At 61.5% G+C, this 11,302-nt stretch carries 8 protein-coding genes and 1 pseudogene; 7 read left to right on the forward strand and 2 right to left on the reverse strand.

What is annotated here, in order from left to right:
* Positions 1–315 precede the first annotated feature (315 nt).
* The 6 genes and pseudogenes from IFR23_RS13505 (at position 316) to IFR23_RS13530 (ending at position 7,744) form a co-directional block, all read left to right on the forward strand.
* The gene (locus IFR23_RS13505) at positions 316–1,362 is read left to right on the forward strand and encodes a type IV secretion system protein (RefSeq protein ID WP_192976368.1); all 1,047 of its coding nucleotides are present in this window, start codon (positions 316–318) and stop codon (positions 1,360–1,362) included.
* Positions 1,363–1,919: 557 nt separating this feature from the next.
* Positions 1,920–2,524 (forward strand): annotated as a pseudogene (locus IFR23_RS13510) (virB8 family protein).
* Position 2,525: 1 nt separating this feature from the next.
* Complete coding sequence (locus IFR23_RS13515; RefSeq protein ID WP_192976369.1) at positions 2,526–3,530, forward strand: TrbG/VirB9 family P-type conjugative transfer protein; 1,005 nt, start codon at positions 2,526–2,528, stop codon at positions 3,528–3,530.
* 1 nt (position 3,531) lies between these two features.
* Positions 3,532–4,818 carry a type IV secretion system protein VirB10 gene (virB10, locus tag IFR23_RS13520; RefSeq protein ID WP_192976370.1) on the forward strand — a complete coding sequence of 429 codons (1,287 nt, stop codon included), beginning with the start codon at positions 3,532–3,534 and terminating at the stop codon, positions 4,816–4,818.
* Between the two features lie 3 nt (positions 4,819–4,821).
* Positions 4,822–5,856 carry a P-type DNA transfer ATPase VirB11 gene (virB11, locus tag IFR23_RS13525; protein ID WP_192239712.1) on the forward strand — a complete coding sequence of 345 codons (1,035 nt, stop codon included), beginning with the start codon at positions 4,822–4,824 and terminating at the stop codon, positions 5,854–5,856.
* Position 5,857: 1 nt separating this feature from the next.
* Complete coding sequence (locus IFR23_RS13530; RefSeq protein WP_192976371.1) at positions 5,858–7,744, forward strand: type IV secretory system conjugative DNA transfer family protein; 1,887 nt, start codon at positions 5,858–5,860, stop codon at positions 7,742–7,744.
* Positions 7,745–8,232: 488 nt separating this feature from the next.
* On the opposite strand, the gene IFR23_RS13535 is transcribed toward IFR23_RS13530, so the two are convergent.
* Together IFR23_RS13535 and IFR23_RS13540 are read right to left on the reverse strand one after the other, a co-directional pair.
* Positions 8,233–9,222 (reverse strand): zinc-dependent alcohol dehydrogenase family protein, encoded by a 990-nt coding sequence (locus IFR23_RS13535; RefSeq protein WP_192976372.1) that lies wholly within the window; start codon positions 9,220–9,222, stop codon positions 8,233–8,235.
* A gap of 55 nt (positions 9,223–9,277) precedes the next feature.
* A complete protein-coding gene (locus IFR23_RS13540; RefSeq protein WP_192976373.1) occupies positions 9,278–10,045 on the reverse strand; it encodes an NADPH-dependent F420 reductase in 768 nt (255 codons plus the stop codon).
* A gap of 86 nt (positions 10,046–10,131) precedes the next feature.
* Between IFR23_RS13540 and IFR23_RS13545 the strand changes: the two genes are divergently transcribed.
* The gene (locus tag IFR23_RS13545; RefSeq protein WP_192976374.1) at positions 10,132–10,512 is read left to right on the forward strand and encodes a winged helix-turn-helix transcriptional regulator; all 381 of its coding nucleotides are present in this window, start codon (positions 10,132–10,134) and stop codon (positions 10,510–10,512) included.
* Positions 10,513–11,302: the final 790 nt, after the last annotated feature.

Genomic DNA, 11,302 nt, shown 5'->3' on the forward strand with positions numbered 1-11,302 from the left:
GATGCGGAAACGACTATCACTATCACTAGCGCTTGTGCTGGCAAGTGCTGGTTGCACACAACCTGTCCAAGTTCCCTCAGAATCTCAATTTGAGAAGAACCCGGACTTGCTCAAGACGTGGCTCGATAAGTGCCACCACGAGGAATACTCTAACCTGGGCCAAGAAGAGACACGGCACATGTGCGGTTCTGCTGAGGCAGCCGCCATAGCCAAGGTTCAGCAACAGGCAGGTAAGGAAGCTAACGACACATTCAGCAACATCCTTTCTGGAAGAGAATAGGTCGCTCCAAAAGCGTTGTTGCAAGGTGAATATCTATGTCCCTTTCACGCCCTTTCACGGCCATGTGGAACTACATATCCTCTGCGATCGACACTTCGGTATCGGGTCTTGGCTCTGGCCTTGTGACATTTGTTGTCGCGCCGCTCGGTATTGCCGCGACCATCTACTTTCTGTTGCTGGGTTTTGCGGTGTTGCGCGGAGCAATCCAAGCGCCATTACGAGAGTTGGTGTTCCAAGCCGGTAAAGTAGGCTTCGTCATAGCTGCGGCGAGTTCTATTGGTTACACAACATTTGCCGTCAATGTTGTAACCAACCTGCCGGATGAGATCATATCGGCCGGCACTGGAACCCCAGTTACGAACCCGGGAACGACTTTCGACTTGTATGTTGTAGATGTAGTGAAAATTACGCGGCCGCTTTGGTTAGCAAATGAAAAAGTGCAACGTCAGCAGGCAGGCGGTATTTTCAATGTTTCTCTATCGATCCAAAAGCTAGAGTATTTTATACTCATGATGTTAGCGGTATTTATTCTTTACATTTTTGCCGCAGTATCTGCAGTAGCAGGATTCTGCATCGTGATATTCGCAAAGCTATCGGTCGCGATATGTGTCGCCCTAGCGCCCTTAGCGCTCGCCTGTTTGCTTTTTGGCTCGTCGCGATGGTTGTTTGACGGGTGGTTGAAGCAGACCGCTAACTACATCCTCCTTATGGTCGTAATGGCGATCATGACGAGGTTCGTCACCAGCCTTCAAACCACTGCAATGAACGATGTCATGACGAGTATCGATCCTACCGGCAACTACTTCCTCACGGTCACAGGCGTGGGGATAGGCATCAACGCTGCGAAGGTGCTTGTCGCTGTCGTAGCGGCGCTTCTGATCTACGCCGTTGGGACCCTATTCTTCTTCCATTCGCCATCGATCGCCGCAGGTATTGCCGGTGGTGCGTCGTCAGCTGGCCACGGCTTCCTACAAACCGGTGCGAACATGATGGCGAACCGCCTCATGCTCAAACGCGCGACGCAGAACAACAAAGACAAGGTTGGGGGCGACCAGAAGGGCGGCTCCGCCACGCGTTCCTGAGTCCTGCCCCTCTTCAGATCATGCCCCTCAAAACCGCCAGCGCGGGAAAGATACGAACGGAGACGCTATGAAAAGCCTGATCATCGTCGTGCTAGGTGCGCTGGCGCTGAACGGTTGCACCGGGAGCCGTATCAAGCCCGCCGCGGTGTGCGACGGCAAGCATCGGCGTCCCGCCAATTTGTACGGTTCGGTGCTGCCGAGCCTGCCGGTGCCACTGCCGGCGTCGCAGCAGCGCGGGGGGCAGTCGGCCGTCGCTTCGCCCTCTGGATCCGTAAAGGAGCCGGCTCCGACTTCGACGCCAGCTCCTGCTCCTGCTTCGTCGCCGGCATCCGCTTCGATGCCGGGGCCACCGCCGACCCCGCCCATGGATACTGACGGCTTGCTGGACGCGCCAGCCGCGCCGGCCGCGACGAATGTTCCACCAGCGCCACGCCTGTCCCAGCGCAGTGGCGCGCTGACCTACTCCCCCTGCTGAAGGAATCGCCGCCATGGGCGTGGTGAAGGCCGAAGACAAAGAGGCATATTTCGAGACCTCGAGGACGTGGGAATATGACCGGATGCGCGCGGCGATCCAGTCAAAGCGGCTCGCCTGGGGCGTGGCCGCCGGCGCCTGCACCCTGGCCGTCACCTCGGCCGGCGCGCTCGCGATGCTGGCCCCGCTGAAGACGGTCGTGCCCTATGTGATCCGGGTCGACAAGGCGTCGGGTGAGACGCAGATCGTGACGGCGCTCAAGGGGCCGCAGCCGCGCACCTATGAGGATGCAGTCAACCGCTACTTCATCGCCCAATATGTGCGGCTGCGCGAAGGCTGGCTCAACGATGCCGCGCGCGAGAACGCCTACACGGTGATGCTCATGAGCGACCAGGCGGAGGGCGCGCGCTACCTGAACGGCGTCCAGTCGAACAACAAGAACGCGCCCTCCAACATCTACGGCGACAAGGGCTTCGTCTCGATCTCGATCCGGACGATCAGCTTCCTTAGCCCGACGGTCGCGCAGGTCCGCTTCAGATCATCACGTTCGGCCAGAACACGCCGATCGCGCAGAACTGGAATGCGATCCTGACCTTCAAATACACCACGGCGCCAGAACACGAGAAGGATCGCAACATCAATCCGCTCGGCTTCCAGGTCGTCAACTACCGCTCTGACCCGGAGGCGTGACATGAGCAATCACCCCAATACCTCAGACACCGCCGACCACACCATCGCCCCCTTACTGCCAGCACTGCACAAGGAACTGGCCGCCCGCCTGTCACCGCCCACCGAGCTGGTGGTGACGGAAAGCGGCGCGAAGAGCCGCCTCTGGCGCGGGGTCGGTGCGATCTGGCGTCGGTTTGTCGCGCTCTCGGTCGTCGGCGCAGTAGCGATCGCACTTGTGCCCCACCCCGCCTTTGCATCCGAGACGCCGGCGCCCGGCGCGAAGGACGCGCGCGTGCGCGATGTCAATTACGACCCCGACCAGGTGGTGAGGATCGTCGGCAGCTTCCGCCATGCGATCGAGATCCAGTTCGGCTCGGGCGAAACGGTCACCCAGGCCGCTCTGGGCGATACAGTCTCGTGGCAGATCGCACCGGTCGGCAATATCGTCTTCCTCAAACCCCGAGAGAAGGCGGGCGGCACGAACCTAATCGTGCTCACCAACGCGAACGGCTCGCCCCGGACTTATCACTTCAACCTGTCACTTGGGACCGGGGCGACGATGTACGGCATCCGCTTCCGCTATCCACGCGAGGAGCGCGCGATGGCAGCGCTGCAGGCGCAGCTCGCCCAGGCGCAGACCGCCAAAGCGATCGAGACCAGCATCACCCAGTCGGCGCTCGACCATGCCGTGATCGAGGGCACGCGGAACCTGAAATACACGGTCCAGGGCGACGCCTCGCTGCAGCCCGCCGAGATCTCCGACAATGGCGCGTTCACGGTGCTGCGCTACCCAGGCCATGCCGACATCCCCTCGATCTTCGCGGTCGACGTCGACGGCACCGAGACCATCGTGCCCTACGACGTTCGCGAGGACTTCGTCGTCATCCACGCGGTCTATCGCCAGATTCGCCTCCGGCGGGGAACGTCGGTGCTGTGCATCTACAACGAGGCACCGCTCAGCGACGATCGCAGCGATCGGACCGGCACCGTCTCCAATGTCGTGACTCGCAACGTGAAGGGGCAATAACATGGTCGGTACTGTCATTGACCGGGGCGGCGACGTCGCTGCCGACACGGTGCCCGGCGACGAGCGCGACAGCCCCGTCACGCGCAGCGGTGGATGGAGCAATATCGCCTTTATCGGTGCAGGCATCGGCCTGATCGGCGCCATGGGCGGCATTGCGATCGGCTACGGCGCGTTTCACCACAGCGCCACAGCAACGACGGCCGAGCAGCCGGCCAAGGCCAGCGACCGGTCCGTCGACGACGTGATGGGCTCGCCAGACGCGCAGCGGGAGGCGCTGGCCGGCCAACTCGGCCAGCCGGGCGCAGTGCCGACCGATATTTTCGGGCGGCCGATCCCCGCGGGCCAAGGCACGCAGATGGCGGACGCCAACGGCAACACCGTACAGACGACCGGGACGACGACGAACGGCCAGGAATCGCCCGCACAGCGTCGCGCCGAGCAGGCGCGCAGCATGGCGGATGCGGCACGCCGATCGCCGATCATGGCGTTTGGCAACACGGGCACGTCGTCGGCCATGTCCTCCCCTCAGGCTGCCGGCGTAGAGGGGCAGTCCCAACCACCCGACCCTCAAGGCGGGCAATCGACCGTCGCGCGCCCGGATTTCAGTGCGAGCGGCTTCGCCCCCCCTAGCCAAAGCGGGCAGACCACTGCCGAAAAGGGTCCGACCGACTTCCGCGGCCAACTGAGCCATGCCGCCATTCAGACCGTGCGGGCGACGATGGTCGCGGACCGCAATCTCCTCCTGAGTGCGGGTACGGTCATCCCTTGTACGCTGCAGACCGCGATCAACTCGACCCAGGCCGGGTTCGTGTCGTGCGTCATCAACCATGACGTCTATTCGGAAAACGGCCGCATCGTCCTGCTCGACAAGGGGACAAAGGTGCTCGGTCAATATTCGGGCGGCATCACGCAGGGGCAGGCCCGCCTGTTCGTGGTGTGGACCCGGGCACTGACCCCGCGCGGGGTGGCGATCGATCTCGGCTCGCCCGCGGCCGACAGCCTTGCCCGTGCGGGTATGCCGGGCGGCGTCGACACCCAGTTCTGGGCGCGGTTCGGCGTCGGGCTCGTCATCTCGGTGCTGGAGGATGCGTCGCAGATTGCGGGCCGGGCCGTTGCCAACGCTGGCAGCAACACGACGCAGGTTCCAGGACATACGGGGGAAACGGTTCTTCAGAACACGATGGACATCAAGCCGATCCTGAAGAAGAACCAAGGCGATACCGCGGCGATCTTCGTTGCCAAGGATTTCGACTTCAGCTCGGTCTACGACGTGAGCCTGAGGCGTTAAGCGATGGCCTCGAACCCTACGTCGCTGATCTACGCGCACAACGCGGCACCGATCCAGCGGCACCTAGCGCGCGACGATGTGAGCGAACTGGTCATCAACGCGCCAGGCATGGTCGGGCTCGAGACACGCAGCGGCTGGGAATGGCATGAGGAGCCCGCGCTCGACAACGCCGCGCTCATGACGCTTGCCAAGCTGATCGCAGGCCTGACCAAGCAGGACATCAATTCTGAATATCCGATCTGCTCCTCGGTGCTGCCGGGCGGGGAGCGCGCGCAGGTCGTGGTGCCGCCCGCAGTCGAGCAGGGCTTCATCTCGATCACGATCCGCAAGGCGTCGGGCGTGACGATGACGATCGACGATTTCGAGCGCGCCGGCGTGTTCAGCGAGGTCCGCGCGCACGGCCTCCACGCCGACGTCGACGGCGAACTGCAGCGACACCGCGACGCCGGCGACTGGACGGCGTTCTTCAGGCGGGCCGTTGAGGCACGCAAGAATATCCTGATCTCGGGTGCGACCGGCTCGGGCAAGACGAGCTTCTCCAAGGGGCTCATCAAGCTGATCCCGGACGACGAGCGGATCCTGACCATCGAGGACACCCGCGAACTGGTCGTGCCCCAGCGCAACCACGTACACATGATGTACGCCAAGGACGGCAAGAGTTTGCAGAAAGCCGGTGCCAAGGAGTTGCTGGAATCGGCGCTGCGGATGCGCCCCGATCGCATCCTCCTCCAGGAGCTGCGCGACGGTACCGCCTTCTTCTATCTGCGCAACGTCAACTCGGGTCATCCCGGCTCTATCACGACCGTCCACGCCAACACGGCCGAGGGCGCGTTCGAGCAGCTGACCCTGCTGGTTAAGGAATCCGAGGGCGGCAACGATCTCGATCGTCACGACATCCGGGCGCTGCTGCGCTCGCTCGTCGACATCGTCGTCCAGATGCACCGGCTGCCGCCGGGCGACGGACAGCCGGCGCGCTACCGGATGACGGAAGTGTGGTTCGACCCCGCGAGCAAGTCTCGCGAGGGAGGAGGGAAGTAGCGTGAGCGGTAAATGGGTGCGGAGCGACGGGGGGGCGCAACCAGGTGCGATCGCGTTCCTGGCTATCATCGGCCTAGCCGTCAGCGCGGCGATCGGCGCGGTGACGGTGCTATGGAGCGCACATCTCCTCACCATCCATACGCAGTGGGCGAAGGTGCCGACAGCACTCTGGGCGCTGAAGACCTATCCGATCGTCTACAAGCCGTTCGCGGTCGGCTTTGCCGTCGGTATCGTCCTGACGATCGTCACGATAATCTCATCGCTGTTCACTCGGCAGAAGCTGCACGGCGAGGCGCGCTGGGCGCGTATCGGCGAGGTACGCAAAGGCCAGATGCTCGCGCCAGCTGGAGTCGTACTCGGCAAGTTCAAGGGCAATGTGATGCGCTTCGGCGGATCCGAGCATGTCATGCTCGAAGCGCCGACCCGCGCCGGCAAGGGCGTCGGCATCATCATCCCGAACTTGCTCGACTGGCTGGGTTCTGTTGTCACGCTCGACATCAAGCAGGAGAATTACGCCAACACGGCCGGCTATCGCAAAGAGGTGCTTGGGCATCAGGTCCTGCTGTTCAACCCGCTTGATCCCCAAGGACATACGGTGCGCTGGAATCCGCTGAGCTATATCAACCGGCGTGATCCGGTCGAGGTCATCAACGAACTGCAAAAGATCGCGGCGATGCTCTACCCCGATCCGCTCACTGGTGAGAAATTCTGGGCCGAGGGCGCACGGACCGCGTTCCTCGGCATCACCGCCTATATCGCCGCGACTGTCGACGACGGCGAGGACGCCCTGCCCTTCACGCTCGGCGAGGTGTACCGCCAGTTCGCGGCTGGCAATGCCCAGAAGCGGTTCTCCAAGATCATCGCGCAGCGCGCAGCGGCCGGAAGGCCGCTCTCGACCGCGTGCGTTTCGGCCATTCAGGATTACACGAGCTCGTCGGCAAACACGTTTTCTGGCTTGCGCCAGTCGGTCACATCCAAGATCAATGCCTGGCTAAACCCCTATGTCGATGCGGCGACGTCGGAAAGCGATTTTGATCTGAGCGTGTTCCGCGACAGGCACATCTCGCTTTACCTGAGCGTGTCGCCGGACGATCTGGAGCGAGTTGCTCCTATCTACGGCCTGCTCTTTCAGCAACTCATCGACCGCAATGTCCGCGAGCGGCCCAGCGGCGACAAGCATCAGGTCAAGGTCCTGCTGGCACTAGACGAGTTCGCGAGCCTCGGCAAATGTAGCGTCCTGGCAAGCGCCTTCAGCTATGTCGCCGGCTATGGGTTGCGGATGTTGCCGGCGTTTCAGTCGCTTGAGCAGATCCAGGGCGTCTACGGCGACAAGGTCGCGGCCGACATCGAGCGCAACTGCGCGGTACGGCTCGTCCTGCGGCCGGCCGGGCTGTCGGAGGCCAAGAAGATCTCCGAGCAGCTCGGCAGCTACACCTTCAAGGCGCGGTCGCGGTCGATGGGGACATGGGGCGGTAGTGGCGGCTCGACGTCGGTATCCGAGCAGCGCCGGCCGCTGATGCTGCCCCAAGAGGTCGAACTGCTGCCGGAAGACGATCTCATCGTGTTCCGGCGCGGCATGTACGCGACCTATGGTGTGAAGATCCGCCATTATAAGGAGAAGACGCTGGCCGAGCGGACGAAGATACCGGCGCCGCAGATGCCCCAGATCCGTGTCGATCCGGCCGTCTCGGCCAACAGTCTTCGCGTCATCAGCGCAACCTCGACCGACGACGCTGGTGCAGCAGCCGGATCGCTTGGTTCGGAGACAGGAACGGGCAGGTACCGATTGAACACTGCCGCGATAACTGCGGCGAAGGCAGCTTCACCGAAGGATCGTGTCGCGGAGCTGTTCAGGGGTGTTGTCCTGGAAAAAACCAGAGCCGCGTGACCGCGACGTCGGCCGAAAGGTCGCCGAAAGGTCAGCGCTCGATATCGCCGTGGTCGATGTCGCGGATCGGGAATGCCGATAATTGCAGCTGCCGACGGCACATTAATTGTTGTCATGGAAGCGGTACAACAACGCTGTCACAAACCTGCCTATTTCTGCTTCAACCACGGACGTCTTGCGAATTTTTGAAACGGCATCTTTTTGGGAAAAGCTGAAGCTCCGCGATGTCGACTACCGCCACGCGCCTTACCGAAAACTGCCGTTCCGCTCCCCACCATTATCGCCTTAAAGCAGCCGAGCGTGCGAAAAACCCGGTCTCAAACAAGACTTGCGACAAACAGGTGTTTTCAGGACATACCATTCCACTGGCCGGCAGCGGTTTCCGTGTCGCAAAAATCAGTATAGTTGCGACATGTCTTGGTGCAGCCGCTAGTCTGCGTGGTCCGCCTCATAGTGGGAGAGCCAAAAGCGGCTCTCCCACTCGGGGATCACACAGTTACGACGATCTTGCCGATCTGCTCGTTGGATTCCAGGAATTCCGTTGCTTCCTGGATTTGGTCGAACGGGAAGGTCCGCGACACCAAAGGATCGAGCTTGCCGCTTTCCAGACCCTCGGTGATGAAGGTCTTGGCTCGCGCGAGTGCGTCATCGTCGCTGACGATCTCTGTGTAGAGATAGCCCTTGATTGTCAGGCTCTTACCCAGCACCGCGAATTGCGGGAACGGACCGTCGTCCGGGCTGAGCGCACCATACTCGAGCAGAATGCCACCCACGGCCATGACCTCGGCAAACTGTGCAATCGCAGGACCGCCGATCGGATCGAACACCACGCGGGCGCCCTTCCCGCCGGTGATCTCCTTCACACGTTCTGCAAGGTCGCCGTCGGCGGTGGCGATCACATGGTGAGCGCCCGCATCCGTCAGCGCCTGCGCCTTGGCATTCGTACGGGTGGTCGCAATCACCGTAGCCCCGACACTGCGAGCCACCTGGATCGCCGCGATGCCAACGCTGCTCGATGCGGCTGACACGATGACAAAGTCCTCTGCGGTGACCTTCGCCTGATCGATAAGCGCACCCCAGGCGGTGACATACTGCATCCAGGAGGCTGCTGCCTTCTCGAATGAGAGGGCGGCGGGGTGCTTGACGACGTAGCGCGCCGGGATGTTGATGATCTCACCGTAGGTCGACCAGCGCGACATATCGAGCGTCGGGATGACGCTAACGGCATCGCCCTCCGCGAAGCCTGACTCGTCGCTACCGGTGGTCTTGACCGTGCCTGCGGCCTCGTAGCCGAGCCGCGAGGGGAACTCCGCTTCTTGCAGGTAAGCGCCGTTGCGGAACATTACCTCTGCACGGTTCAAGCCGATCGCTCGAACTGCGATCTGCACCTCATCGGCGGCAGGTGCAGGAACCTCGATGTCATCGATACGCAGAACGTCTGCAGGCCCGTATTCGTGAAAGCGTACAACGCGGGTCATGGTCTGATCCTCTGGTAGATAGATGGCTATTGGAATGGAGCGGTTCGGGCGGCGTTTACATATTGATGGCGCGGACGAGGCGAACGCCCCAGTCCTCGTCAGGGTTCGTGGTTCCGTCACCCAGGCGCTCCTGCATCACCGCAACCGCCAGATCCCGACGCTTGGGCAACCTGTCCTTCTCCGCAGCGGCGAGAGCCGCAGGAATCTCGGCGAGGGTCAGGTCGGTGCAATAGACCGGCGCGCCGGCCTGCTGACGCCACGAAGCCGAAAGTGAGCCGGCATCGAAGGCATCCAGGCCGGTATCGCTGACCAGCGCCATTGTGATCTGCCGATCGCGCTCACGATCCACTGCAACGGGAATGGCGATCCGATCCGGTGTCCCTGCCGATTTGCCCTTCTTGGCGAGAGAGGCGGAGCCGATCGCATTCCATGCCTTTGCGATCGGGCGGCCAAGTTGCTCAGCCACCCACAGGCTTTCGACCTGTCCGTCCTCGATCGCCTGGATCTTGGAGTCCCGGAACGGGTAATAGTTGGAGGTGTCGATCACGACCGTCTCGTCAGGCAGGCGAGCCACCAACGGCGCAATTGCGGCAATACGGTTGAGAGGTATCGCGAGGATGACGACCTCGACGTCGGTCAGCGCATCCTCCGTCGTCACGGCGCGGGCGCCGGCTGACAGGAGCTCGGGATCGATCGTCTCGGGCCCGCGCGAGTTGGCCACCTTTACCTCATGGCCCGCCTCGCTCAACCTGGTGACGAGTGTCTTGCCGATGTGCCCTGTCCCAAGAATGCCGATCTTCATGTGTCGTTCCTCTGCGATCATTGCTTCGCACCGGGAATTATGGTCAGGTACCAGAAGTGACAAGAACCTACCGAAAGGTGGGTTACCCACCAAAAGGTAAGTGAGCTATGCAGCGTGACTGGCAATGCGAGGACCCACAGCAGCAGCTTGTCTGGGCTGCGGCGACCAGCGAGGCCCTCCGCGTCCTGGAGGGAAAGTGGAAGATGGTGATCATCTTCCAACTGTTTGCCGCGCGGGTGCCTTTGCGCTTCTCCGAGCTGGAACGACGTGTCGAAGGCGTGAATCAGAAGATGCTCATTCAACAGCTGAAAGAACTGGAGAAGGACGGGATCGTCACCCGGACGATTTATCCTCAGGTTCCTCCCAGAGTCGAATACGCGTTGAGCGAGATCGGCCTGGCGCTTGGGCCGTCTATCGAAGCCCTTATCGATTGGACGTTCATGCGGCGTGAGGCCGAGACGCCATCTAGATCTGGAGAGTTAGGGTAACTGCCACTTTAGACGGCAGCTAATTCGATTATCGCACCGAAAACGGAATGGCCGCTTTCCTTCCCACCTCGCGACATTCGTTGGCGGATCGGAAGACGGGGCCGAACCCCGCGAAAGGGGGCAAACCTAACGGCTGCCGGCGCTCAGCTAAGGGTTAGATCGCAAGACAGTCGGACCCTCGACAACTTCAGGTTCGTCACATAGGCTACAGCAAGATCGGAATAAGGAGTGGAAGATGAAGGGGAATGCCAGAGAGCGATACCTGCCGGTTGTCATGTTTCCCGCGATCATGCCCATCATGCTATTACCTGGAATGAAAGCTGATCTTTCGCCTTATCTATATTACGGCATGTGGGGCCTCTCTCTCGGCTTGGCGGTTATAGCTGTGGCCTGGCTGGAAAAGGGTACGCCGCGCCAATTCGCGAGGCGTGGAACGCGAGCCTCGTAAGGATAAGTCGAATCTCGCCCTTGAGCCTTTCGAGAAGGCGGTCGCGCTGCGAGATGTCGGTTGTTTCCGGTCGACATCTCAACGGCGATTAAGCCGTTTTGCGTCCCTTTTCTGCCATTCCTGACCAATTATTTGTGTCCGCTACCATTGGCTGTAGAACGGTCGCATGAGGGCTCACCAACCCGACCGGTACGCAGTCTCCATTTGGCTACCTGCCCTGATTGGCAGCAGCCATTTGTGGCTATGGTGGGATAACATAGCGCCAAACCCTGTCATGCTACTGGGGGGCATCTTCTGGCTACTGTGCGCAGTCGCGACACTGATCCGACGGACGCGCAAACC

Source organism: Sphingomonas sp. CFBP 13603 (genome assembly GCF_014892665.1).
Classification (GTDB): domain Bacteria; phylum Pseudomonadota; class Alphaproteobacteria; order Sphingomonadales; family Sphingomonadaceae; genus Sphingomonas.

Bases quoted from the DNA above. Each gene is read 5' to 3' on its own strand.
- IFR23_RS13515 (WP_192976369.1), top strand. From the start codon at position 2,526: ATGAGCAATCACCCCAATACCTCAGACACCGCCGACCACACCATCGCC.
- IFR23_RS13505 (WP_192976368.1), top strand. From the start codon at position 316: ATGTCCCTTTCACGCCCTTTCACGGCCATGTGGAACTACATATCCTCT.
- IFR23_RS13535 (WP_192976372.1), bottom strand. From the start codon at position 9,222: ATGACCCGCGTTGTACGCTTTCACGAATACGGGCCTGCAGACGTTCTG.
- IFR23_RS13545 (WP_192976374.1), top strand. From the start codon at position 10,132: ATGCAGCGTGACTGGCAATGCGAGGACCCACAGCAGCAGCTTGTCTGG.
- virB11 (WP_192239712.1), top strand. From the start codon at position 4,822: ATGGCCTCGAACCCTACGTCGCTGATCTACGCGCACAACGCGGCACCG.
- IFR23_RS13540 (WP_192976373.1), bottom strand. From the start codon at position 10,045: ATGATCGCAGAGGAACGACACATGAAGATCGGCATTCTTGGGACAGGG.
- virB10 (WP_192976370.1), top strand. From the start codon at position 3,532: ATGGTCGGTACTGTCATTGACCGGGGCGGCGACGTCGCTGCCGACACG.